The sequence below is a fragment of the Dickeya zeae NCPPB 2538 genome (assembly GCF_000406165.1).
Taxonomy (GTDB): Bacteria; Pseudomonadota; Gammaproteobacteria; order Enterobacterales; family Enterobacteriaceae; genus Dickeya; species Dickeya zeae.
In genome coordinates this window covers 1,301,612-1,326,998 of sequence record NZ_CM001977.1, presented here as the reverse complement: position 1 = coordinate 1,326,998, position 25,387 = coordinate 1,301,612, and the positions used below count along the sequence as shown (strand labels likewise).

Below are 25,387 nucleotides of genomic sequence, written 5' to 3'. Positions count from 1 at the left end.
GCAACGCGCTCAAAAAGAAAGCAAAACGGTGATGTCAGCGGATCAGCCGCTGGATGTCGGGCACAGCAACCCACGATGCTCCCGGCGTGGGAGACGTGATGGATAAAACGGCGGCATAACGCGGCGTTGTTATCCGAACATTGTGTTTGAAAATCGTATTTGATGAAAAGTGAGGGAAAGCGCGGGCAGCAGCCGGTTGAACACACACCAGCTGCGAGCCAGTCGACTGAAAACGAGTCGACTGAAAACGAGCCGATTGAAAACGAATCAACTGAAAACAAGCCGTTTCATCAGGCCGCGCGGTTACATCGCTGTGGGCAGAACAAGGCGACGCGGACGCGAATAGTGCGCCGGTCAGGGGAAATGTCGCTGGTTGTGCCAGCGGTATAGGTTTTCGTGTCAGGGTAAACATGCTTACGCCATCGCCTTTCAGTCAAGTGAGTAACAGGCAGCCCACACGTCGGGATTCACGGTGGACCCATCGACCTTGTCGCCGTTTCGCTCATCGCTAACCGGTAATCCGGCAGCTGAACGGTTTCAACGTCATGGAGGGCATGTTCTGAAACACCAGCGTACGCTTGCGGGAGAGCGCTTCAGGTACGCTACCGCCCTTGGCTTGTAGCTACCAACTCGCTGTCTCGATGTTGTTCCAGACTTGCCCAGCTATTGCTGTGACTCGTCATTAACTGACTCGTAAAAATGGCTTGCAAAAACATTAATGACACTAAAGTTTCGAATTAAATATTTTTAAAGTTGTGTCAATATCGCCACACCGGAGAGTAGTAAAAAATATTTGTTTATAACAAGACAAATATCTCCCTGATGTTTTTTTTCGGAAAAATACTAACATTCCATGCAATTTCTCTTATGCCACAAGATATTTTTATCCTTTAAAAACAAAGCTATAAATATATAGGAGACATCTTAATAAATATTTCATTTTCATATAATAATACTGTTAACACATTAAAAAACACCTGATGAGACCGCAGAGTGCGCTATTTTGCCGACGTTTTACTGCATTCGACATATAATGCAGACCTTTAATGAAATAGATTATTTTTTGACCTTTTGGCTATTTTTCTCGTTTCTCAAAATGCGTTGCAATGCATTCCATCTTGCTGAAAGTATTGTGATCACCCTCACAGGGGGAAGATGGGATATCGTTGCCCGGCAATTTGATATCTATCAATCGAGATCGGTCGCGTTATGGTTGAGCGACGCAACGCCTGATACGCTATGCACATGCAATCTGAAAAGGAAAAGGTGAACTCAGCCTATGGAATGGATCGTTGATCCGACAATGTGGGCCGGTCTGGCTACCCTGGTAGTACTGGAACTGGTTCTGGGTATCGATAACCTGGTTTTCATCGCCATCCTGGCGGAGAAATTGCCGGAAAAATCACGCGATCGGGCGCGAGTTGTCGGATTATTGCTGGCTTTGTTGATGCGGTTTGTGCTGCTGTCCTCCATCTCCTGGCTGGTCTCGCTGACTCACCCACTGTTTAGCGTTCATGGGCACCCATTTAGCGCACGCGACCTGATTATGCTGGTAGGCGGCCTCTTTTTGCTGTTCAAAGCCACGATGGAACTGAACGAACGGCTGGAAGGCAAAGATCAGGCCCAGCAAACCCAGCGTAAAGGGGCGCGCTTCTGGCCGGTGGTCGCCCAGATAGTGGTGCTGGATGCCGTATTCTCACTGGATTCGGTGATTACCGCCGTTGGGATGACAGATCACCTGCTTATCATGATGGCAGCAGTGACCATCGCCATCGGGCTGATGCTGCTGGCCAGCAAACCCCTGACACGTTTCGTCAATGCACACCCCACCATCGTGATTCTGTGCCTGAGTTTTCTGCTGATGATAGGTTTCAGCCTGGTGGCAGACGCGTTTGGTTACCTGATTCCAAAAGGTTACCTTTACGCTGCCATTGGTTTCTCAGTGATGATCGAAATGCTCAATCAGTTGGCACAGTTCAACCGTCGGCGTTTTCTCTCTTCATCGACCCCATTGCGCCAACGCACCGCCGAGGCGGTACTGCGATTACTGCGCGGCGAACATGACGACGCGGAGCGCGACAAACCCGCCACCGAACGGGTAGCGGATAACACCAGCAATGCCAGCCAGCCGGTGTTTAACCAGCAGGAACAGCGCATGATCGAGCGCGTACTCGGCATGTCGCAACGTTCTGTCAGCAGTATCATGACCATCCGTCATGATATCGAACAGGTAGATATCAACAGCGATCCCGCCGATTTCCCGGCGTTGATGGAGAAAAACCAACACACACGGCTGGTGATGTTCGACAGCCATGTGTCCAGTGAGCCGCTCGGTGTGGTGCACGTGATAGACCTGCTACGCCAGCAATTAAACGGCCAGGCATTGGACCTGCGGGCACTGATCCGCCAGCCACTGGTATTTCCGGAACAACTATCGTTGCTGTCGGCGCTGGAACAATTCCGTGAGGCACACACACATTTCGCCTTTGTCGCTGACGAATTTGGGTCTATTGAAGGCGTTGTCACCCTGAGCGACGTCATGGAAACCATTGCCGGTAATCTGCCGCTGGAAGGGGAAGAGCTGGACGCCCGCCACGATATTCAGGAAAACGATGATGGCACGCTCATCGCCAATGGCTACCTGCCGGTTGAAGACCTACAAATGTATATCCCGTTACAACTGGATGAAAAGCGGGAATACCACACGCTGGCGGGTCTGTTGATGGAGTATGCGCAGAAGATTCCCCAGGAAGGGGATGAAGTTCATATCGACAATACCCTGTTCCGGGTACTGGCGGTAGAAAGTCATCGCATCATGAAGGTACTGATTATCCCCGAAACTGACCCGCAGCCGGATTATGAAGTGTAACTCACGCGGCAGCTCAGTCGGTATGTCATAGCATACGGGGTAATGACAACAAGAAAGGCGACCTGAGTCGCCTTTCTTGTTTCATCCAATTCCATTTGTTGAAGATACCATTTCGCTGAAAACGCGTATTTACCGAGAATAGTATTTACCGAATATGCCGCAGGCGCATTACGGATTTGTGGCCGGGGCCTTAGCGGCAGGTTGATTTTTCTCCGCCCAATCACTCAGGCGTTTTTTCATCTCATCCTGCAGCCGTTTACGCAGTACCTGATCGACCTGCAACTGGTAGTTCAAATTACCGAATTCACCGTACAACCGGAATGGAATAGCGGTATCCTGCAATACCTGCACCCACTGGTCATCCCCTTTCCACCCTTGCTTCACCCGCACATTCATATTGATGTCGCAGCGCTGGGCCGGTAAATCAAACTGACCATCGCCTTCTAACGTCAGTGCCGCTGACTGCCCGGACAACGACTGCAAATCCAGTTTGCCTGCGTTAAGCGTTGCCTCACCACTCATCTGTTGGATATCGGTATAACGGCTATAGTCATCAGGGGCTTGAACGCTGTTGTTATTGCGCACGACCGCCTGCTGGATCAACTGCTGGACGTTCAACCCGGAAAGCCGCAGTTGGTCAACCTGAACCGATGCCGAGCCCCGCCACTGAGAGATAACCGCCTGTCGCGACAAATCATTACCACTCAGCCGCCCTTGCAGGCTCAGTTTCCCATCCAGACCGTCAGGCAGGTCAAACGCTGGCAACAGCGTAGCAAGCGGCAAAGCAGTCAGTGTTGGTTGAATAGAGACGACCGGGGAAGCATACACATCCATAGTTCCCGGTATGGCAAAGCGCCCCTCGCCAATCTGACCGCTAAAATCCGTCACGCTCACCTTGCCACGCTGATTACTGCCTTTCAGGGCAAACGCCTTAACCGTCATACCGCGGTAGATCAACGTCGCCGCGTTTACCGCTACGCGTGCAATCGAATTACGCAAGCCCTGATAAGGTTCGGGCGGTTGATCGTGCGAGAACACCGGTTGTGCGATGACTGTTTTGTCCCCGCTGTCACCGGATGAGGTAGCATGCGCCAGCCCCAGCAGGGCATCCAGATCCAATTTTTCTGACTGCAACGTCAGCATGTATTCCGGTACCGTGCCGAATGTCGCCGATAACGATCCGTTCAACTGGCTGTTATTGGCGCTAAGCGCGAACTGGTTGACGGTCAGTTTCTCTGGCTGTCGCTGATAACTGCCGCGAATCGCTCCTTTACCGCTGATACCGTCTGCGGGCAGACCCGCGCCTTGCAACTGGTAACTGATGCTGCTGATATCAGCTGCGACCTGTTGCGGGTAGTTTTGCATATTCAGTACAGCGTCGAGCGAAAACGACAAATCACGTTGATCGCGATTAAAACGGCTGGAAAGCGATACCTGCACCTGGCGGGACGCATCGCTGCGCATGGTCAGGTTAATATCCCGAACATTCAGTGCCGGTGCGTTGCCACGCTGGAATACCAGCACACTGTCGGCCACTTCAACCTGATTGATATCGAAATGCCACGGCGTATCCGCCTCCGGTGCCGATGGCCCTGCTGGTGCAATGGGTGCCGGGCTGGCCTGACGCGCCTCGCTATCCGGCGTCAAACGAATCACGGCGCCTTTCAACATCACCTGTTTGACTTCGAGCTTGTGGGACAACAGCGGCCAGAGTTTCACATCCAGCCGCATGTTTTCGGCGTTGATCACCGGTGTCGCAGCACCCGGCGCACTGACTGACAAATTACCGGACAGGATGCTCAGTTGCGGCCAGACATGCCAGCGCAGTTCACCATCCAGATTCAACCGATAACCGGTACGCACTTCAACCTGACGCACCATGTAAGCCCGAAAATCATTCGGGTTGATTAGCACCACCAACGCCGTCATGCCTGCGGCCAGCACCACCAGCAGGATCACCAGCGTGGTAAACAATCTTCTCATGCCATCCTCATTCGCTGTCGTGCCTGGCCCAGCTAGTCTTTATCGATCCGGCTTGCTACTGCGCCCTGCTGGTCCTTGTATTTCGCGTCTTCACGGCGGTTATACGGCCGGGCAGCCGGGCCGGAGAGCGGCTCGAAACTCAATGCGCCGATAATCATGCCCGGGCGCAATGCCAGCGGCAGTTTCCCCGAGTTGTAGAACTCCAGCACGATGCACCCCTGCCAGCCGGGATCGATACGATGCGCCGTCACGTGGACCATTAGCCCCAAACGAGCCAGCGAAGAGCGCCCATCCAACCATCCCACCAGATTATCCGGCAGAATCACCGATTCCAGCGTCACCGCCAGCGCCAGTTCACCGGGATGAAGGAAAAAAGCCTCGCCCTCCGCCAGATTGATTTCATCACTCATGACGCGATCCAGCGCGGCGCTTACTTCATCCTTCGGCCCGCTCAGATCAATAAACGGTGCGGTATGACCGCTAAACACCCGGAACTGATTGCCTAACCGCACGTCCACCGTCGCACCATTAATCCGCTCAATCGGGGGGCGTGGCGTAATCACCAGACGGCCGTCATCCAGCCAGGCTTCAATGTCACGGTCGCACAGTCTCATCATCTTCTCCAGTCAGACTCTTGCAGGTGTTCAAACTGCCACAGCAGCGCCGGAAATACCACGCCGATTCCACCTGCTTTAAGGATTTTCTCAGCGAACAGCTTACTCAAAGAACTGGCTGATTTTCGCTTTCAGAATATCAATGGCGATACGGTTTTTGCCGCCGCGCGGGACGATAATGTCCGCATATTGTTTGGACGGTTCGATAAATTGCAGGAACATCGGGCGCACGGTTTTCTTGTATTGCTCCATGACCGAATCCATCGAGCGACCACGCTCGTTGACATCACGACGCATACGACGCATCAGACAAATATCCAGCGGGGTATCGACAAAAATGGAAAAATTCATTTCATCCCGCAGTCGCGCATCGGTCAACAGCAAAATGCCTTCAAGAATAATCACCTTTTTCGGTGCCATATTCAGCGTTTCCTGCAAACGCGTATGCTGCACATAGCTGTACTGCGGCAACGCGATCGGCTGACCGGCCTTAAGCATCTGCAAATGGTGCAGCAACAGGCTGTGATCCATTGAGCTGGGGTGGTCGTAGTTGGTTTTGACCCGCTCTTCCATGGTCAGGTGAGATTGATCCTTGTAATAGCTGTCTTCCGGAATAACACCAATGTGTTCATCACCGACCTGATCGCGTAATTCACGGTATAGGGTACTGGCAATAAGACTTTTTCCGGACGCGGACGCACCGGCAATCCCGATGATGACACACTGGCGAGACTTATCAGTCATGGCAATAAAGACCTGATTAACAAAAAGAAGGAGGGGGACACACCGAACAGTTCAGGCGCGATTAGCACGGGATCGTGCACCGAAGGATAACCATCAGCAACAGGCGTGGTTGATTGCGCAACACAGTCAGGGGTGTCTGGACGCGGGCAATTATAGGGAGTTAGCACGATTCACGCCAGCATTACACAGGCCGAGCCGCTGACAAAGACGTCATTCCCTGACGGATAACACACACGGGCATGACTGGCGACAAGCCTGCCCATGCCAAAAGCAACGGATACCGCGCATAGCGCGGTATCCGCTGAATCAGGGTTACACCGCGCGAAACGCGATTTCCGTCGGGATGACTTCCCCCTGCCAGTACAACTGCGCGGCTACCTGCCCTGCCAGTTCGCGGTACAACTGGGTAAACTCACTGTCCGGCTTACTGACTACCGTCGGCTCGCCGCGATCCAGGTCTTCACGCAATGAAATGTGCAGCGGCAACTGGCCTAGCAAGGCGCAGTGATATTTTTCCGCCAGCTTTTGCGCACCACCGGTACCAAAAATCGGCTCCAGATGACCGCAATTACTGCAAATATGCACACTCATGTTTTCCACGATACCTAACACCGGTACTTTCACTTTCTCAAACATCACGATGCCTTTCATGGCATCCACCAGTGCGATGTCTTGTGGCGTGGTGACCACAACCGCCCCGGTCACCGGCACGTTCTGCGCCAGTGTAAGCTGGATATCGCCGGTACCCGGCGGCATGTCCAACACCAGATAATCCAGATCCGGCCACAGCGTATCCTGCAATAATTGCAGCAGCGCCTTACTGGCCATCGGCCCACGCCATACCATGGCGTTATCGTCCGTCACCAGATAGCCGATAGAGTTGGTGGCAAGCCCGTGCGCCATGATCGGCGCCATGTGCTGTCCATCTGGCGATGTCGGTCGCTCACTGGCCGCCCCCAGCATGGTGGGAATAGACGGCCCATAAATATCCGCATCCAGAATGCCGACATTAGCCCCTTCGGCTGCCAGCGCCAGCGCCATATTCACCGCAGTACTGGACTTCCCGACGCCGCCTTTGCCGGAACTGACGGCGATAATATTTTTCACGCCTTTCACGCCAGCCTGATTGTTAACGCGACGCAACGTGGCGATGTTATGCGTCAGACGCCATTCCACTTCACGCGCGCCACACAAACGCAGCAATTCCTCACTGACGCTGTCTTTTAAATCGGCCAGCCCGCTCAGCCAGACGAACGGCATGGTCAGTTCGATATGCAACACATCGTCCAGCAACGCACAATGATGCAACGCATTGAGGGTGGTCAGGTTATTTTTCAGCGTCGGGTGCGAAAAGGAGGACAGTACGCCATTCACCATGGCGCGCAACATCTCGGGGTTTTGCGCGGGGAGTTTATCGTTCATCCCGGCTCCTTGAGTTTGAATTAAAGTCGTTAACAGCGGCCCTAGCATAACAGAACGCTTGCGCGTGGGTGTACCGCACACCGCTCGCAGAAATGGAAAAAATGGATGGAACGGCTTTCCGTGCACGTCCACACAGAGACTCTCTGTCGGTTTATTAACGCTTCTCTGTCGGTTTATTGAAGGGCAGCGGATGGGTTTTGTTGCAGCCCATATCGCCGCAAGGTTTACGCATTACGACGCGATGGGGTAACATCACGACTCCTTCTTAATTTATCCACCAACCAACAAGCAAGTTCCCCACTATGACTCAAGTCGCAAATAAAATTTTGGTAACGTGCGCGCTGCCTTATGCTAACGGCCCGATCCACCTTGGCCACATGCTCGAACACATCCAGGCGGACATTTGGGTCCGTTACCAGCGAATGCGCGGCAATCAGGTCCACTTTATTTGTGCGGACGACGCCCACGGCACACCGATCATGCTCAAAGCACAGCAGATGGGTGTAGCGCCTGAGCAGATGATTGCGACGGTGAGTCAGGAACACCAGCAGGATTTCGCCGGGTTTAACATCAGTTACGACAACTATCACTCGACCCACAGCGAAGAAAACCGCGAGCTGTCCGGGTTGATTTACCGTCGGCTGAAGGAAAATGGTTTTATCAAAAATCGCACCATTTCCCAGTTGTTCGACCCGGAAAAAAGCATGTTCCTGCCGGATCGCTTTGTAAAAGGCACCTGCCCGAAATGCAAGGCACCGGATCAGTACGGCGATAACTGCGAGGTGTGCGGCGCAACCTACAGCCCCACCGAGTTGATCGACCCGAAATCCGCCGTGTCAGGTGCCACACCGGTAATGCGCGAATCCGAACACTTCTTTTTCGACTTGCCGGCATTCAGCGACATGCTGCAAAGCTGGACCCGCTCCGGCGCGTTGCAGGAGCAGGTCGCCAACAAGATGCAGGAGTGGTTCGACGCCGGGCTGCAGCAGTGGGATATTACCCGCGACGCCCCCTATTTCGGTTTCGAAGTACCGGATGCACCGGGCAAATATTTTTACGTCTGGCTGGACGCGCCAATCGGTTACATGGGGTCATTCAAAAACCTGTGTGATAAACGCGGCGACCTCAGCTTTGACGAATTCTGGCGTAAAGACGCCAGCACCGAGCTGTACCACTTTATCGGCAAAGACATCGTTTATTTTCACAGCCTGTTCTGGCCAGCCATGTTGGAAGGCAGTGGTTTCCGCAAGCCGACCAACCTGTTTGTGCACGGGTATGTGACCGTCAACGGTGCCAAGATGTCCAAATCACGCGGCACCTTCATCAAGGCTGACACCTACCTCAGGCATCTGGATGCCGACTGCCTGCGTTATTACTACGCGGCTAAACTGTCGTCGCGCATTGATGACATCGACCTCAATCTGGAAGACTTTGTACAGCGCGTAAACGCCGATATCGTCAACAAAGTGGTCAACCTGGCATCGCGCAACGCCGGTTTCATCAACAAGCGCTTTGACGGCCAACTGGCGGATAGTCTGGCCGACCCGGCGCTGTATCAAACCTTTATCGACGCTGCACACACCATCGCCGAAGCCTATAGCAGCCGTGAATCCGGCAAAGCGATTCGCGAAATCATGGCGCTGGCGGATCTCGCCAACCGCTATGTGGACGAACAAGCGCCTTGGGTAGTGGCTAAACAGGAAGGCCGTGATGCCGACTTGCAGGCCATTTGCTCGATGGGCATCAATCTGTTCCGCGTGTTGATGACGTACCTGAAACCGGTACTGCCGTCACTGGCAGAGCGCGCTGAAGCCTTCCTGCAAACCGAACTGCGCTGGGATTCACTGTCCCAACCGCTGACCAATCATCAGGTCGGTGCGTTTAAGGCGTTGTTCAACCGCATCGACATCGCGCAGGTGCAAGGCATGGTCGAGGCGTCCAAAGAGGAAGCCGCAGCGGCAGCCAAACCGGTATCTGGCCCGTTGGCCGACAATCCGATTCAGGACACCATCGACTTTGCTGACTTCGATAAAGTCGACATGCGCGTTGCCTTGATCCAAAAAGCTGAACTGGTAGACGGTTCAGACAAGCTGTTACGGTTAACGTTGGATCTGGGCGGTCAAACCCGCCAGGTGTTCTCCGGTATCCGCGCCGCCTACCCGGATCCCTCTGCGCTGGAAGGTCGCCTGACGGTGCTGGTCGCCAATCTGGCACCGCGTAAAATGCGCTTTGGCATTTCCGAAGGCATGGTGATGGCCGCTGGCCCCGGCGGGAAAGACATCTTCCTGTTAAGCCCTGACAGTGGTGCCCAGCCAGGTATGCAAATTAAGTAAGCACACTTACATCAGGCCGCACTGTCGGCCTGATGTCTCTTCCCTGCCTCGCCTTATTCCACATCCGTTGTTGACACCTCCGACCTATCGTTATTTCAGATAAACGACATAGCGCTTTCACTGCGACCATGATAAACAGTGTCTCGGCGTGATTATCACTTCACGCACCTAGCGGTATGCACGAGTGGCCCGTTCTTTCACACACCTTGTGATGGCTGCACCGTCATACCCACCGTCGATCATGGAGGAATATCGAATGTCTCGTATCACCCCGTTACTGCTGAGTGCAGCCCTGCTTGCTACCGCCGCACCAGCTATGGCGTCCAAATCATTGAAGAGTGCCAGCGATGTCATCACCGCCCTGAATCAGGGGCGTAGTGTCAACGTCACCATCGATTTATCCGCTTGCACGCCTCAGGATGGCACCCCAGTCAGTAAAACTCGCGGCGGCCTGCATATCAGCGCTTATCGTCTGATTGATAACGGTACGCTGTCATTTAGCGATGAGCACTTTACCGTCGCCAATGACGGCACGCCGATTCAGCAGTTCATGCGTTATCAGGTTCAGCCGGATAATACCGTGCGTTTCACCACCTACATGTTTAACCTGCCGAGCCTGCAGCAGCGCGGCAATACCCTGAGTTACCAGTGCAAACTGGGTCAGGACATCGGCTTCTTCGTGCAATAAGACTCACCCGACATACCCGGCAGACCGGGTATGTCTTTTCCCTCATCGATATTCCCCATAGCCCGGCCACCCCGCCCGAACAAAACAAAAAGTTATAAGGTAAGCGTAAAAGGCATAATCCCCCCCCTTTGCACACCGCCAGGTTACCCGCTATGATTCCTCATCACTAAAATAGACATCCAGACATAAAGATATCCATAAAATATCGATAAATAGCGAGCTTGCTTCACAACACCGAGGATTAAAAATGAAGAAATTCCCTGTCGCACTGTTGGCCCTGAGCCTGACGGCTTCTTTCTCCACGCTGGCTGCAGAAACACCCGCCACCGCCGCTCCGGTTCCTGCCGCCATCGCTAACCATCAGGGACCGATACGCATCGCCGTCATCCGCAACCTCGGTTCAGATGACAACACCACCCAGTTCGTTTCCGGCGTGCTGGAAGAAGGCAAAAAGCTGGGTTTTAAAATCAGCACCTTTCTGAGCAACGGTGACGACGCCAAATTTCAGGATTTCGTGAACCAGGCCATCAGCCAGAAATACGACGGTATCATTCTGTCGCAAGGCCGTGCGCCTTACTCCACCGATCTTATTCAGCGCATTGTCGACAGCGGCATCAAAGTGGCCGTGTTTGACACGGCTGTTGATCGCACTATTCCCGGCGTGACGGTCAGCCAACAGGATGACGCCTCGCTGGCTAACGAATCCCTCGGACAGTTGGTCAAAGATTTCAACGGCAAAGCTAACATCATCAAGCTGTGGGTAGCCGGTTTCCCACCGATGGAACGCCGTCAGACGGCTTACCAACAAATTCTGAAAGACAACCCCGGTATTAAAGAGCTGGAGTCTATCGGTGCGGTGTCTTCCGACGTACAAGGTGATACCGCCAATAAAGTCGGCGCAATTCTGGCGAAATACCCGAAAGGTAAGATTGACGCTATCTGGGGTGCGTGGGATGCCTTCAGTCAGGGTGCGTACAAAGCGCTTAAAGAAAACGGCCGTACCGAAATCAAACTCTATAGCATCGACATTTCCAATCAGGATTTGCAACTGATGCGCGAAGCCAATAGCCCGTGGAAAGTCAGTGTCGCGGTAGACCCGAAACTGATCGGTAAGGTCAACCTGCGTCTGGTCGCCAACAAGATTGCCGGCGAACCAACACCCGCCACCTACCAATTCCGTGCCGCCAGCATTCCGCAGGCGCTGTTGGCCAGTCAACCTGGGCCGGTCAACGTGGCTGGACTGACGAAAATCATCCCGGGATGGGGCCAGACCAATGACTTTATTGCGCCGTGGTTTGCTACACTGGAAGCCAAAAGCAAATAAAGGTCTGTCATAACGGAGGCTTATATGGCATCAGCGCCCCTGCCCATGCCGGAATACAGCCGCAACATGCGGCTGATTGGACACAGCGATCAGGGCGGGCGCCCTGATGGTGTACAGGTCATGGTGCATCGTGGTTACGCCTATATCGGACACATGGTGTCGCAGGGCGTATCCATTGTCGATGTGCGTGACCCGAAGAATCCCAAACCAGCCGGTTTTATCGCCGCACCACCGGGTACCTGGAATATCCATCTGCAAACCCACGATGACCTGCTGCTGGTGGTCAACGCGCGCGATCTGTTCGCTGACGCGCGCTTCGCTGAAGAGAAAGTCTACTACACCCGCTCGGTGGCAGAGACCGTCAGCACCGGCCAGCAGGATAAACACTGGAGCGCCGGACTACGGATATTCGATATTTCCACCCCCGACCAGCCGCGTGAAATCAGCTTCCTGCCGCTTGATGGCATCGGCATTCATCGTATCTGGTACGTGGGCGGACGCTGGGCGTATGTGTCAGCCCTGCTGGACGGCTACAGCGACTACATCTTTCTGACCATTGATCTCGCTGACCCGCGCAAACCGGAAGTGGCCGGTCGCTACTGGCTACCGGGCATGCACACCGCTGGCGGTGAAACACCGAGCTGGCCGGAAGGCAAACGCTACGCGCTGCACCATGCTATCGTCAGCGGCGACACCGCCTACGGCAGCTGGCGAGATGGTGGCCTGACGCTGCTGGACGTGAGTGACCGAACCCAGCCGCAGCTCATCAGCCATCGCAACTGGAGCCCGCCGTTCGGCGGCGGTACCCACACGGCGTTGCCATTACCGGATCGCGACCTGCTGATCGTGCTGGACGAAGCGGTGCTGGATAATCAGGAAGACGGAGAGAAACTGATTTGGGTGTTCGATATCCGCGAGCCAGCTAACCCGGTCAGTATCGCCACCTTCCCGCAGCCCAGTGAAACCGATTATGTGAAGAAAGGGGCACACTTCGGCCCGCACAATCTGCATGAAAACCGACCGGGTAGCTTCATCAGTTCAACACTGATTTTTGCCACCTATCAAAACGCCGGCGTGCGCGCTTACGACATCAGCAATCCATACCGGCCAAAAGAGACCGGGGCGCTGGTACCTGCTGCACCTGAGCGTATGATCGATAAACGACCAGGGCGGCCACAGGTGATCCAGTCTTGTGACGTGTTTGTAGACGCGCAAGGGATTATCTATAGCACCGATTACAACGCCGGGTTATCGATCATCGAATACCGCGGCTGAGCACAGAGCGAATACGCGCTGCCTTGCAGCAGCGCGTGATACAAACCTTGCTTGTCAGTAATTAGTCCAGCGCCAGTACTGACACCCACATCGGCCCTTGCCCCACCGCGTAGCGCGCCAGCGGCGTCAGGTTACCGTTGTCCGGCTCAATGCCGTAAACCTCAATATGGTGAGATTTCTGACCGGCGGCGATCAGGAACTGGCCGTTATGATCGATGTTAAAACCGCGCGGTTGCGTTTCCGTCGGCTGGTGCCCGGTCAGGGTCAATGTCCCGTCTTGCGCGGATACATCGAAAATGGAAATCAGGCTGGCGGTACGATCCGTGGTATACAGATGACGGCCATCCGGCGTGATGTGGATATCCGCCGCCCAGCAGGTACCGGTGAAATCGGCTGGCATGGCATTCAGCGTCTGGATCCGTTTGCCTTCGCCCTGCGCATCCAGCTCGAACACATCCACCGAGCTGTTCAGTTCATTAATGCAATAGGTGAAACGGTTGTTCGGGTGATACGCCATATGGCGAGGCCCGGCACCAGCGGCGGCACGCTGCTCCACGGGCTGGTGATCGCTCAGGCGGCCATCGCTGCCGACATCATACAATCTGATTCGACCCTCTTTCAGACAAGGGGCCCACAATACGTGATTCGCCGGGTCGATATTGGTCGAATGGCACCCTTCCAATCCGTCGAGCTGCTGGCAGGGTTCCTGTACCACGCCATCATCGCCGATGGGGCTGACGCTAACACACGCATTGCTGTAAGAGGCGCTGAACAAGAAACGTCCGGCGTGATCGGTCGACAAGTGGGTTGGGCTGCCCGGTAACGATGCCACACCAGCTTCGGTCAGTTTGCCTTGCCCATCAATCCGGTAGCTGATGACCCGAAATTCAGGACGCACACCGACATACAGATGGCGCTTATTCGGCGCGATAACCATCGGTTGCACCTGTCCGGGGACATCAACCACCTGTAACAAGCTCAGCGCCCCACTGGCGGCGAGCTGCCAGACATGAATCTGCTGACTTTCCGGACTGGCGATATAAACCACTTGCTGCATTCGATTCTCCTTGTTGGCACCGGTGAGGCGGCAGGTGCGCCTCGTTATGCTCAGGCTTGGCTTTCATTTTTCTGTGCTGACTTCCAAAGTCAGTACAGAAAAAGGCTCTGTCGCTTCAGAGGGCATCCAGTGTACCATCCCAAAGAAGTGAACCCGATAACCTGTTGAGAATACCATGACCTATCGCATCATTGCCCTCGATCTGGACGGCACACTGTTAACGCAAAAGAAAACGATTTTACCTGAATCCTTACAGGCGCTGGCACAGGCCCGGCAGGCCGGTATCAAGGTTATTATCGTGACCGGTCGCCACCACTCGGCTATCCACCCGTTTTATCAGGCGCTGGCGCTGGATACCCCCGTTATCTGCTGCAACGGCACCTACCTTTACGATTACCAAACCGGGCAGACCCACGACGCCAACCCGCTCACACCGGCACAGGCCAAAAGCGTGCTGCAACGCTTGCAGCAATTCGCCATTCACGGCCTGATGTACGCCGACGACGCGATGCTCTACCAGCACATTACCGGCCACATCACCCGCACCCAGACCTGGGCGGAACAGCTTCCCGAATCTCAGCGCCCCGTTTTTCGCCAGGTCGATGACCTGATGACCGCCACTGACCACAGCCGCTCTATCTGGAAATTCGCCACCCACCATACCGATACCGCCGTATTGAATGACTTCGCTAAACAGGTTGAAGAAGAGTTAGGTCTGGCTTGCGAGTGGTCATGGATGGATCAGGTGGATATTGCCCAGACCGGCAATAGCAAAGGCCGCTTACTGCAACGCTGGGTGGAATCGCAAGGGTTCAGCATGAACGACGTCGTCGCGTTTGGCGATAATTTCAATGATATTAGTATGTTGTCTGCTGTTGGACTGGGTGTCGCGATGGGTAACAGCGCCGATGATGTCAAAGCTCACGCCGATCTGGTGATTGATCATCATGAAAAACCCGGTATTGCAGAGGTCATCCGCAGTCGGGTTCTGGCCTGACGCCGTCACGGCCCACACGCTGTGGTGCCGTGACACGTCACCAGCACACTCACGGCGTGATCGACACACTCTTAACCTGAGCGTACAGGCGCTGCCCAGCCGTCAGCGCCAGTTCATCACGCGCCCAGGGCGTGATGCGAGCCCACAGAATGTGCCCACCGAGATCCAGCTTAACCTCCACCTGTTCGCCGACCTCAATGCATTCCACCACACGAGCCGACAGTACATTACGAATGCTGCTGACAGCGGGTCGTTGCGTCACCAGTGACACATCGGCCGCATTGATGCGAATGCGCAGCTCATCGCCCTGCGCTGCATCAACACGCCCCACCCACAGCGGCTGTTCACCCAGTGACAGCGCCGTCATCGCGTAATGTGGATGATGCTCCATCACCGTCACCTTCAGAATGCTGCTCTGCTCTTCTCGCGGTAACCAGGCGCGCAGGGCGTTACTGGCCCATACCTCTTCCAGCGAGCCTTGCGCCTTCACCTGCCCTTTATCCAATACCAACACCCTATCCGCCAGCCGCACCACTTCTTCCAGACTGTGGCTGACATACAGAATCGGTGTATTGACCTCACGGGCCAGGCGCTCCAGATACGGCAACAGTTCGCGTTTACGCGGCGCATCCAGCGATGCCAATGGCTCGTCCATCAGCAACAGTTCTGGCGCGGTCAGTAACGCGCGACCAATCGCCACCCGCTGTTTCTCACCGCCGGACAAGGTCATCGGGTAGCGTTTGAGCAAGTGCCCGATCCCGAGTAACTGCACGATATCGTCGAACTGCGCCTGCATCGAGGCGGCCATCCCGTAACGTAAATTTCCCAGCACCCGGTAGTGCGGAAAGAGCCTCGCATCCTGGAACACGTAACCGATACGACGCTTTTCCGGCGGCAGGAACACCCCTTTCACACGATCCGACAGCACCCGATCATTAAGCTGAATAAGCCCACTATCCGGCCGGGTCAGGCCGACAATGGCATTAATCAGCGAGGTTTTCCCGGCCCCCGAGACACCGAACACGGCAGTAATGCCACTGGCGGGAAGCTGGGCGGTGACACGGAGCGTCAGGTCCCCCAGTTGCTGAGTAAAATCCAGTTGCAGCATTATCCCCCCAACCGTTTACGGCTCCAGCGGGTGAGCCATTCCGACAACAACAGTGACACCAGCGACAACCCGATGGCGATAACGCACAACCGGGCGGCCTGCATTTCCGCCCCCGGTGTTTCAATCAGCGTATACATGGCATTGGGAATGGTGCGGGTTTCGCCGGGAATATTAGACACAAAGGTGATGGTGGCACCGAACTCCCCCAACGAACGCGCGAACGCCAGTACGGTGCCGACAATGATCCCCGGCAACGTCAACGGCAGCGTAATGGTGAAAAACACCCGCCAGCGCCCGGCACCCAGTGTACGCGCCGCCAGTTCCAGCCGGGTATCCACTGCCTCCAGCGCCAGCCGAATGGCACGCACCATCAACGGAAACGCCACGACCGCCGACGCCAGCGCCGCGCCGTGCCAGCTAAAACTGAAGCTAAAGCCAAACCAGTGGTAAAGCCAACTGCCCACCACGCCTTTGCGCCCCATGACAATCAGCAGCAAATAGCCGATCACCACCGGCGGCAACACCAGCGGCAGGTGGATCACGCTATCCAGCAGCGATTTACCGACAAAGCGGCAACGCGCCAACACCCAGGCAGCCAGAATGCCCAGCGGCAAACTGCAACTGACCGCCACCAGCGAGACCTTCAGGCTCAGCGACACCGCCTGCCATTCGTAATCACTGAGCAGCATTAACCGGCGTAAATCCGTATTGTTTAAACACAACGGCAGCCTGCGGCGTTTTCAGGTAATCAAAGAAGGCTTTAACCGCTGGCGTGTTATGCCCTTTAACGATAGCCATCGGATATTCCACCGGTTTGTGGGTGTTATCAGGGAAGATACCGACTACTTTCACTTTGGTACTGGCGACGGCGTCTGACCCGTAAACGATCCCCAGCGGCGCTTCTTCACGCTCAACCAACACCATGGCGGCACGTACGTCATTGGCGCGCGCCATCAGTGGCGACAAAGCGTCCCAGGCGTTTAATTTTTGCAAGGCTTCTTTGGCGTAGATACCGGCCGGTACATGGTCCGGGTCGCCGACAGACAAACGGCCACCTTTCAGCAGCGCTTTCCAGTCGGTTTTCTCGTCTATTTTAAAACCTTTTGTCTCAGCGGATTTGGGTGCAATCACCACCAGTTGATTGCCCAGCAGCGTGTAGCGGGTTTCGTTTTCAACCAACTGTTTACCCTGGGCATAATCCATCCACTGCTGATCAGCAGAAATGAACAGATCCGCAGGCGCGCCCTGTTCAATCTGACGTGCCAGCGTTGATGACGACGCATAGGATGCAACGATAGAAACCTGTTTTTCCTTTTGGTATTGCACAGCGATATCCTGCAATGCGTTGGTCAACGAGGCGGCGGCAAACACCGTCACCTTCTCCTGCGCCAGTGCAGTATTCGCACTCATACCCAGTGTCAACGCGGCGGCGGTCAGCCAGTAAGTCCATTGCTGTTTCATTTTATCTCCAGAGATTATCGTTATGTAGTTAATCACATAACGATAAATACCGAATCTTAGCCGCGTTGTCATTGTTCTTAAGCAAAAAAATCCGGCAAATGCCGGATTCGTCAAAACAGGAACTCAGAGAAAGGATTATTTGCGCGCGGCGGAGGATTCGCGGTGGCCGATGGCGGAAAACAGGTTGAACACTTCACCCAGCCCATAAATAGCCCCCAGAATCAGTGCCATCATGACCGGCACCATGCACACTGCAAACACCAGGCTTTTCAACAATTCCAACATATCGACCTCGTCTTTCACCGTCGCTGGCCGTTACGCCGCCAGCATCTGATTGATTCAGGATAGACTATTCTAACCCTATTGCTGTCGATGAGTTTACCTGAATCGCCGGAATTAGAGCGGCCATTTGTGCGGTTTGCCTGTTTGACGCAAAACGATGACAATACAAATGATTAGCCGCCCGGATATGGATGTGACCATGCAAGCAGAAATTCTTCTTACCTTAAAACTTCAGCAACGGCTCTTTGCCGACCCGCGTCGCATCGCTCTGCTCAAGCAGGTGCAGCAGACCGGCTCCATTAGTCAGGGAGCGCGTCTGGCTGATATCAGCTACAAAAGCGCCTGGGATGCCATTAACGAAATGAACCAGCTCTCAGAGCAGACCATCGTTGAGCGCACCACCGGCGGCAAAGGCGGCGGCGGCGCAGTGCTGACGCGCTACGGCGAACGGCTGCTGCAACTCTATGATCTGTTGGGGCAGATTCAACAAAAAGCGTTCGATGTGCTACAGGATGATACCCTGCCACTGGACAGTCTGCTGGCGGCTATCGCCCGTTTTTCACTGCAAACCAGCGCCCGCAATCAGTTTTTCGGCACCGTTCTGGAGCGTGATCAGCAGCAGGTACAACAGCATTTGTCTATTCTGCTGGCGGATGGCCATACCCGCATTCAGGCCGCCCTGACCCAGCAGAGTGCCGACAGGCTGCAACTCACCGGCGGCAAAGACGTATTGGCGTTAATAAAAGCGCCGTGGGTGGCCGTTACCCCACAAACCGTCTCTGCCCCCGAGCACGACAATGTGTTGTCGGGCCGCATCAGCCACCTGCAACCTGGCCAGACACAAAGCGAAGTGCTGGTGACGCTGGAAGGCGGCGAGGTCGTCTGCGCCACCTTAGCCAACGATGAAGTGACACGGCAAGGTCTGCAACCGGAGATGGCGGTTTATGCCAGTTTTAATGCCGACCAGGTGATTATCGCTACCCTGTGTTAACACCTCTGACACCACGCCGCTTGACAAGCCGCTGGCTTCCCTTTACCCGTAAAGGGTCTGTCATTTCGTAAAGGGAATCATCATGTCATTGCTGCACATCCATCAGGCACAGTTCCGGTTAAGTGATACCCGAATGATGCGTCTGGATGAACTTACGTTGCATCAGGAACAGTGCTGGGCGTTTGTCGGCGCTAACGGGAGTGGAAAATCGGCGCTGGCGCGCGCACTCAGTGGTGAACTGCTGTTGCTGTCAGGGCAACGTCAGTGCGACTTTCAGCGTGTGGCACGTTTGTCATTCGAACAGTTGCAACAGTTGGTATCGCAGGAATGGCTGCGTAACAACACCGATATGCTCAGTGTCGACGAAGACGATACCGGGCGTACCACCGCCGAAGTCATTCAGGACAGCGTGCGCGATGCCGGGCGCTGCCACCAACTGGCGACACAATTCGGCATCGCCCATTTATTAAACCGCCGCTTCAAATACCTCTCTACCGGTGAAACCCGTAAAACCATGCTGTGTCAGGCATTGATGGCACAGCCGGACCTGTTAATTCTGGATGAACCGTTCGACGGGCTGGATGTGGCCTCACGCACACAGTTGACCGATTTGTTAGCGTCGCTGGCGGCCCAAGGGCAGGCGCTGGTGTTGATTCTCAACCGCTTTGAAGATATTCCGGCCTTTATCGGGCAGGTCGGCGTACTGGCGGATTGTACGCTGACCCGGCAAGGCCCACGCGAAGCGGTGCTGTCCGATGTGCTGATATCACAGCTGGCGCACAGCGAAACGCTGGCCGATACCGCGCTGCCTGAAGCGGAAGACCCCACTCAGCGACCGACGTTGCCGCCGGATCAACCCCGTATTCGGCTGTTGCACGGTGTGGTGAGTTATAACGATCGTCGTATTCTGGACGATTTAAGCTGGGAAGTGTTGCCCGGCCAGCACTGGCAGATAGTCGGCCCGAATGGCGCGGGTAAATCCACCCTGCTCAGCTTAATCACCGGAGATCACCCCCAGGGCTACAGCAATGACCTGACGCTATTTGGTCGTCGGCGCGGTAGCGGCGAAACCATCTGGGACATCAAGCGCCACATCGGCTACGTCAGCAGTAGTCTGCATCTGGAGTATCGCGTCAGCACCAGCCTGCGCAACGTTATTCTCTCCGGGTTCTTCGACTCTATCGGCATTTATCAGGCGGTATCGGACCGTCAGCGTTTTCTGGTCGCCGAATGGTTGTCGCTGCTCGGCCTGCCAGACAGTGTGGCTGATGCACCATTCCAGTCGCTGTCCTGGGGGCAACAGCGGTTGGCATTGATTGTGCGGGCGCTGGTCAAACACCCGGCTTTGTTGATCCTTGATGAGCCGTTACAAGGGCTAGACCCGCTCAACCGTCAGCTCATTCGCCGCTGGCTGGATATCCTGATCGGTCAGGGACAAACCCAACTACTGTTTGTTTCTCACCATGCGGAAGATGCACCGAACTGCATCACTCACCGTCTGACCTTCGTACCCGATGGCGATGGCTACCGTTACCTGACAGAAAGCTGCTGATCTTGCACACACGGTTTCGCGGTAAGCGAAACCGTCATCTCACAGGCAATAATAAGCGCATTAGTGATAACGCTACCACACCAGTTGCAATCTATTTTCATCTGAACGCACATCGCGCTATGCTGCTCTTTCCATCATCCAGGGAAGAGATGGGTTATGAACCAACAGCCCTAATATCGCTATTTACGGCGTTGATCACCTTTTTCCTGCCATGGTCGTGCTATTTTTCCACTCAGTTTTCTGCAACAGAGGTCATTATGAAAGTATTGGTTACAGGTGGTAGCGGTTACATAGGAAGCCATACTTGTGTACAACTGATCGCCGCCGGTCATCAGCCGGTTATTCTCGACAACCTGTGCAACAGCAAAGCCAGCGTGGCGCAGGCGATTACCCACGTCAGTGGGCAGACGCCGGTGTTTTATCAGGGCGATATCCGCGATCGCGACCTGTTGCAGACGATTTTTTCTGAGCACGATATCGGTGCGGTAATCCATTTCGCCGGTCTTAAAGCGGTGGGCGAGTCAGTACGTGAACCCATCAGCTATTACGATAACAACGTCTACGGCACGCTGACGCTGGTGGAAGCCATGAAGCATGCCGGTGTTAAAACACTGATTTTTAGCTCGTCGGCTACCGTATACGGCGACCAGCCGCAAATCCCGTATCAGGAAAGTTTCCCCACCGGTACCCCCGCCAGTCCTTATGGCCGCAGCAAACTGATGGTAGAGCAGATCCTGCAAGACTTGCAGCGTGCGGAACCAGACTGGAGCGTGGTGCTGTTGCGCTATTTCAACCCGGTGGGCGCACATCCGTCAGGTGAAATGGGTGAAGACCCGCAGGGCGTGCCTAACAACCTGATGCCTTACATTGCGCAGGTCGCGGTAGGCCGTCGCGAGTCGCTGGCGATTTTCGGCAATGACTATCAGACCGTTGATGGCACCGGCGTGCGCGACTACATCCACGTGGTAGACCTGGCAGACGGCCATGTCGCCGCCATGAATACGCTACACGGGAAAGCAGGCGTACACATTTACAACCTGGGCGCAGGCGTGGGTTACAGCGTACTGCAAGTGGTGGAAGCCTTTAGTCGCGCCTGCGGCAAGCCGTTGCCCTACCATTTTGCACCACGTCGTGACGGCGACCTGCCTGCCTACTGGGCCGATGCGGAAAAAGCCGCTCGCGAGCTTAACTGGCGCGTCAGCCGGACACTGGATGAAATGGCGGCCGATACCTGGCGCTGGCAATCCCGCCATCCAAACGGTTTTTCAGACTGATAGCAGCGTCACCCTGTTTTGCCGTTCGTTTCACTTGGCGGAAACCACGGTAAAACCACTGTGTTGATGACGAATATTTTTCGATGAGAAAGTAAGGTATCCGAATGGTGTATTTTGATCCCGTTGAACATCCGCATCGTCGCTACAACCCACTGACCGGGCAGTGGGTGCTGGTGTCGCCACACCGTGCCAAACGTCCGTGGCAGGGGCAACAGGAGAGCGTGTCATCCGACCCGCTGCCGTCGCACGATGCCACCTGTTTTCTTTGCCCCGGCAATGTGCGGGTCACCGGCGATACCAACCCTGACTATCCGGGTACCTTTGTGTTCACCAACGATTTTGCCGCACTGATGGCAGACACCCCGCCTGCCCCAGAAAGCAACGACCCGCTGATGCGCTGCCAAAGTGCGCGCGGCACCAGCCGGGTCATCTGTTTTTCACCAGACCACAGTAAAACCCTACCGGAACTGCCACTCAGCGCGCTCGAACAGGTAGTCACAACCTGGCAACAACAGAGCGCCGAGCTGGGACAAACCTACCCATGGGTACAGGTGTTTGAAAACAAGGGTGCGGCGATGGGATGTTCTAACCCGCATCCGCACGGCCAGATCTGGGCCAACGATTTCCTGCCCAACGAGGCGGAACGGGAAGACCGGCTGCAACGAGATTACTTCCATCAGCACGGTTCACCCCTGCTGGTCGATTACCTGCAACGCGAATTGCAGGACGGCGCACGCCATGTAGTGGAAACCGAACACTGGCTGGCGGTAGTCCCTTACTGGGCGGCCTGGCCTTTCGAAACCCTGTTACTGCCCAAAGCCCACACCTTGCGCCTGCCGGACATCACCCCAGCACAGCGCCAGGATTTGGCACTGGCGTTAAAACAGTTGACCAGCCGTTACGATAACCTGTTCCAGACTTCATTCCCGTATTCCATGGGCTGGCACGGCGCGCCCTTTACTGACGGCGACCACCAACACTGGCAGTTGCATGCCCATTTTTATCCGCCGCTGCTGCGCTCCGCCACGGTGCGTAAATTCATGGTGGGGTATGAAATGCTGGCGGAAACCCAGCGTGATTTAACCGCCGAGCAGGCGGCTGAACGGTTGCGCGCCGTTAGCGACATTCATTACCGTGACAGCAGTCACCTTCGTGATTCAGGAGTTCAGGCATGACCTTATCAGCACGCACCCAGGCAGTTTTCCAGCAACAGTTCGGTTACCCGGCAGCCCTTACCGTTCAGGCGCCGGGACGGGTCAACCTGATAGGTGAGCACACCGACTACAATGACGGCTTTGTGCTGCCTTGTGCCATCAACTATTCCACCACTATCAGCGCCGCCCCACGTGACGACCGGCAGATCCGGGTCATCGCGGTGGACTACGACAACCAACAAGACAGCTTTTCGCTCGATGCGCCGATCGACCATCATCCACAGTGGCAGTGGGCAAACTATGTGCGCGGCGTCATCAAGCACCTGAAAACCCGTAGCGATGCCTTTGGCGGGGCAGATCTGGTGATAAGCGGCAATGTGCCACAGGGCGCAGGCCTGAGTTCGTCAGCGTCTCTGGAAGTCGCGGTCGGTAAAGCCATTCAGGCGTTATACCAGTTGCCACTGGACAATGTGGTGCTGGCACTCAACGGCCAGGAGGCGGAAAACCAGTTCGTCGGCTGTAACTGCGGCATCATGGATCAGATGATTTCTGCCCAGGGCCAACGTAACCACGCGTTACTGATCGACTGCCGCTCGCTGGAAACCCGTGCGGTATCGATGCCGGACAACGTGGCGGTGATGATAATCAACTCCAACGTCAAACGTGGTCTGGTAGACAGCGAGTACAACACGCGTCGCCAGCAGTGCGAAGCCGCCGCGCGCTATTTTCAGGTTAAAGCGCTGCGTGACGTCAGCGAGGCCGATTTCGCGGCCAAAGTAGCTGGTCTGGATGAAGTCGTGGCACGCCGCGCACGTCATATCATTACCGAAAATGCCCGTACACTGGCGGCAGCCGATGCGCTGACGCGGGGCGACCTGCATCAGATGGGCGAACTGATGGCCGCGTCTCATGCCTCGATGCGGGATGACTTCGAAATCACGGTGCCGCCTATCGACACACTGGTGGAGATAGTCAAAGCGGTGATCGGCGATGAGGGCGGTGTACGCATGACTGGCGGTGGATTTGGTGGCTGTATCGTGGCGTTGATCCCACAACAGCAAGTAACAGCGGTGCAAAATGCCGTGATGCGGGAGTATCCGGCAAAAACCGGATTACAACCGACCTGTTACGTTTGCCAAGCCTCGTCAGGAGCCGGTTATGTCGAATGACCCAGTTGAACCACGAGCGCCACACACGGCGCTCGCCCCAGATGGTCAGCCATTTCAGCTGACCATACTGCAAAACCGCCACGGTACGCGGGTAACGCTGATGGACTGGGGGGCCACCTGGCTCTCTTGTCAGTTACCGTTGCCTGATGGAACGGTGCGAGAAGTACTGTTGGGCTGTGCGCCTGAGCAATACCCTCATCAGTCCGCCTATCTGGGCGCATCGGTGGGGCGTTACGCTAACCGCATCGCCAACGCCACCTTACATCAAGGCGATACCGCTATTCACCTGCTGGCTAATCAGGGCGAGCACCAGTTGCATGGCGGGCCGGACGGTTTTCATGCCCGCCGCTGGCAGGTCGTGGAACAACGTGACGATCAGGTCACTTACCAACTGTTTTCACCAGATGGTGATCAGGGCTTCCCCGGTGCGCTGACCGCACGGGTCTGTTATCAACTCACCGATCAAAACGCACTGGATATTGAGTATCAGGCCGAGGTCGATCAATCCTGCCCGGTATGCCTGACTAATCATGCTTATTTCAACCTCGACGGCGAACCAACCGATGTACGTCACCATCAATTGCAACTGATGGCGGATTACTATTTGCCAGTCAATCAGGATGGCATCCCCGGTGATGCGTTGCGGGAAGTGGCCCACAGCAGTTTCGATTTTCGTCAGCGCAAAACCTTGCTGCAGGATTTCCTGTCCGATGCCGACCAGCAGGCAGTTCAAGGTTATGACCACGCCTTTTTGCTACACCGTACCGGCGGTTCCAGTGAAAGTCCGGCGGCCAGCCTGTGGTCAGCAGACGGCAAGGTGCAGATGCAGGTCTACACCAGCGCACCAGCGCTACAGCTCTACAGCGGTAACTTTCTGGCGGGCACGCCGTCACGCGATGGGTCGCCTTATGCCAACTACGCCGGGCTGGCGCTGGAAAGCGAATTTCTGCCAGACAGCCCCAACCACCCGAACTGGCCGCAGCCTGACTGCTGGCTGAAACCGGGCAAGCGCTACCGTTCACTGACCCGCTACGCGTTTATCGTCACGCCAGCGGACTGATATACACCAGAGAGCCAGCACCGCTGGCTC

22 protein-coding genes are annotated in these 25,387 nt (G+C 55.3%); 12 read left to right on the top strand and 10 right to left on the bottom strand.

All coding sequences use genetic code 11. The features are described 5' to 3' along the window. Positions 1 to 34: 34 nt before the first annotated feature. Complete coding sequence (locus DZE2538_RS21025; RefSeq protein WP_161624051.1) at positions 35 to 412, bottom strand: hypothetical protein; 378 nt, start codon at positions 410 to 412, stop codon at positions 35 to 37. An 867-nt stretch (positions 413 to 1,279) separates the two neighbouring features. Between DZE2538_RS21025 and DZE2538_RS05960 the strand changes: the two genes are divergently transcribed. Then, entirely contained in the window at positions 1,280 to 2,869 is a 1,590-nt protein-coding gene (locus DZE2538_RS05960) for a TerC family protein (protein ID WP_023639267.1), read from the top strand. A gap of 168 nt (positions 2,870 to 3,037) precedes the next feature. On the opposite strand, the gene asmA is transcribed toward DZE2538_RS05960, so the two are convergent. The 4 genes from asmA to apbC all read right to left on the bottom strand — a co-directional run bounded on the left by asmA (position 3,038) and on the right by apbC (position 7,632). After that, positions 3,038 to 4,852: an outer membrane assembly protein AsmA gene (asmA, locus tag DZE2538_RS05955; RefSeq protein ID WP_038915826.1), complete on the bottom strand. Its 1,815-nt coding sequence runs from the start codon at positions 4,850 to 4,852 to the stop codon at positions 3,038 to 3,040. A gap of 32 nt (positions 4,853 to 4,884) precedes the next feature. Continuing rightward, a complete protein-coding gene (gene dcd, locus DZE2538_RS05950) occupies positions 4,885 to 5,466 on the bottom strand; it encodes a dCTP deaminase (protein ID WP_012883952.1) in 582 nt (193 codons plus the stop codon). A 102-nt stretch (positions 5,467 to 5,568) separates the two neighbouring features. Beyond that, entirely contained in the window at positions 5,569 to 6,210 is a 642-nt protein-coding gene (gene udk / locus DZE2538_RS05945; RefSeq protein ID WP_012883951.1) for a uridine kinase, read from the bottom strand. Between the two features lie 312 nt (positions 6,211 to 6,522). Next, positions 6,523 to 7,632: an iron-sulfur cluster carrier protein ApbC gene (apbC, locus tag DZE2538_RS05940; RefSeq protein WP_012883950.1), complete on the bottom strand. Its 1,110-nt coding sequence runs from the start codon at positions 7,630 to 7,632 to the stop codon at positions 6,523 to 6,525. Positions 7,633 to 7,934: 302 nt separating this feature from the next. On the opposite strand from apbC, the gene metG reads away from it, so the two are divergent. The 4 genes from metG (at position 7,935) to DZE2538_RS05920 (ending at position 13,252) form a co-directional block, all read left to right on the top strand. Further along, positions 7,935 to 9,965, top strand: a complete 2,031-nt coding sequence (metG, locus tag DZE2538_RS05935) for a methionine--tRNA ligase (RefSeq protein WP_038915825.1) — start codon at positions 7,935 to 7,937, stop codon at positions 9,963 to 9,965. 256 nt (positions 9,966 to 10,221) lie between these two features. Beyond that, complete coding sequence (locus DZE2538_RS05930) at positions 10,222 to 10,653, top strand: VirK family protein (protein WP_023639264.1); 432 nt, start codon at positions 10,222 to 10,224, stop codon at positions 10,651 to 10,653. 247 nt (positions 10,654 to 10,900) lie between these two features. Then, positions 10,901 to 11,977, top strand: a complete 1,077-nt coding sequence (locus tag DZE2538_RS05925) for a sugar ABC transporter substrate-binding protein (RefSeq protein ID WP_023639263.1) — start codon at positions 10,901 to 10,903, stop codon at positions 11,975 to 11,977. 24 nt (positions 11,978 to 12,001) lie between these two features. Continuing rightward, entirely contained in the window at positions 12,002 to 13,252 is a 1,251-nt protein-coding gene (locus DZE2538_RS05920) for an LVIVD repeat-containing protein (RefSeq protein WP_038915824.1), read from the top strand. A 61-nt stretch (positions 13,253 to 13,313) separates the two neighbouring features. On the opposite strand, the gene pgl is transcribed toward DZE2538_RS05920, so the two are convergent. After that, positions 13,314 to 14,309 (bottom strand): 6-phosphogluconolactonase, encoded by a 996-nt coding sequence (pgl, locus tag DZE2538_RS05915; protein WP_038915823.1) that lies wholly within the window; start codon positions 14,307 to 14,309, stop codon positions 13,314 to 13,316. Positions 14,310 to 14,484: 175 nt separating this feature from the next. Here pgl and DZE2538_RS05910 point away from each other — a divergent pair, with 175 nt between their 5' ends. After that, entirely contained in the window at positions 14,485 to 15,306 is an 822-nt protein-coding gene (locus tag DZE2538_RS05910; RefSeq protein ID WP_023639260.1) for a pyridoxal phosphatase, read from the top strand. 49 nt (positions 15,307 to 15,355) lie between these two features. Here DZE2538_RS05910 and modC read toward each other — a convergent pair whose 3' ends face one another. From modC to DZE2538_RS20175, 4 genes are all read right to left on the bottom strand, one after another. After that, positions 15,356 to 16,414: a molybdenum ABC transporter ATP-binding protein ModC gene (gene modC / locus DZE2538_RS05905; RefSeq protein ID WP_038915822.1), complete on the bottom strand. Its 1,059-nt coding sequence runs from the start codon at positions 16,412 to 16,414 to the stop codon at positions 15,356 to 15,358. Continuing rightward, on the bottom strand, positions 16,414 to 17,103 hold the full coding sequence (gene modB, locus DZE2538_RS05900; protein ID WP_012883941.1) for a molybdate ABC transporter permease subunit: 690 nt from the start codon (positions 17,101 to 17,103) through the stop codon (positions 16,414 to 16,416). Before modB ends, modC begins: the two co-directional genes overlap by 1 nt. Then, positions 17,090 to 17,875 carry a molybdate ABC transporter substrate-binding protein gene (modA, locus tag DZE2538_RS05895; RefSeq protein ID WP_038915820.1) on the bottom strand — a complete coding sequence of 262 codons (786 nt, stop codon included), beginning with the start codon at positions 17,873 to 17,875 and terminating at the stop codon, positions 17,090 to 17,092. The genes modB and modA overlap by 14 nt, the downstream gene beginning before the upstream one ends. 135 nt (positions 17,876 to 18,010) lie before the next feature. After that, the gene (locus tag DZE2538_RS20175) at positions 18,011 to 18,160 is read right to left on the bottom strand and encodes an AcrZ family multidrug efflux pump-associated protein (RefSeq protein WP_023639258.1); all 150 of its coding nucleotides are present in this window, start codon (positions 18,158 to 18,160) and stop codon (positions 18,011 to 18,013) included. 196 nt (positions 18,161 to 18,356) lie between these two features. Here DZE2538_RS20175 and modE point away from each other — a divergent pair, with 196 nt between their 5' ends. From modE to galM, 6 genes are all read left to right on the top strand, one after another. Beyond that, positions 18,357 to 19,148 (top strand): molybdenum-dependent transcriptional regulator, encoded by a 792-nt coding sequence (gene modE / locus DZE2538_RS05885; RefSeq protein ID WP_038915028.1) that lies wholly within the window; start codon positions 18,357 to 18,359, stop codon positions 19,146 to 19,148. An 82-nt stretch (positions 19,149 to 19,230) separates the two neighbouring features. Continuing rightward, entirely contained in the window at positions 19,231 to 20,700 is a 1,470-nt protein-coding gene (modF, locus tag DZE2538_RS05880; protein WP_038915819.1) for a molybdate ABC transporter ATP-binding protein ModF, read from the top strand. Between the two features lie 257 nt (positions 20,701 to 20,957). Further along, complete coding sequence (gene galE / locus DZE2538_RS05875; protein WP_016941918.1) at positions 20,958 to 21,974, top strand: UDP-glucose 4-epimerase GalE; 1,017 nt, start codon at positions 20,958 to 20,960, stop codon at positions 21,972 to 21,974. Between the two features lie 104 nt (positions 21,975 to 22,078). Beyond that, positions 22,079 to 23,149: a galactose-1-phosphate uridylyltransferase gene (gene galT / locus DZE2538_RS05870; protein WP_038915818.1), complete on the top strand. Its 1,071-nt coding sequence runs from the start codon at positions 22,079 to 22,081 to the stop codon at positions 23,147 to 23,149. Further along, entirely contained in the window at positions 23,146 to 24,297 is a 1,152-nt protein-coding gene (gene galK / locus DZE2538_RS05865) for a galactokinase (RefSeq protein WP_038915817.1), read from the top strand. The genes galT and galK overlap by 4 nt, the downstream gene beginning before the upstream one ends. Continuing rightward, positions 24,287 to 25,357, top strand: a complete 1,071-nt coding sequence (galM, locus tag DZE2538_RS05860) for a galactose-1-epimerase (protein ID WP_038915816.1) — start codon at positions 24,287 to 24,289, stop codon at positions 25,355 to 25,357. The genes galK and galM overlap by 11 nt, the downstream gene beginning before the upstream one ends. Positions 25,358 to 25,387: the final 30 nt, after the last annotated feature.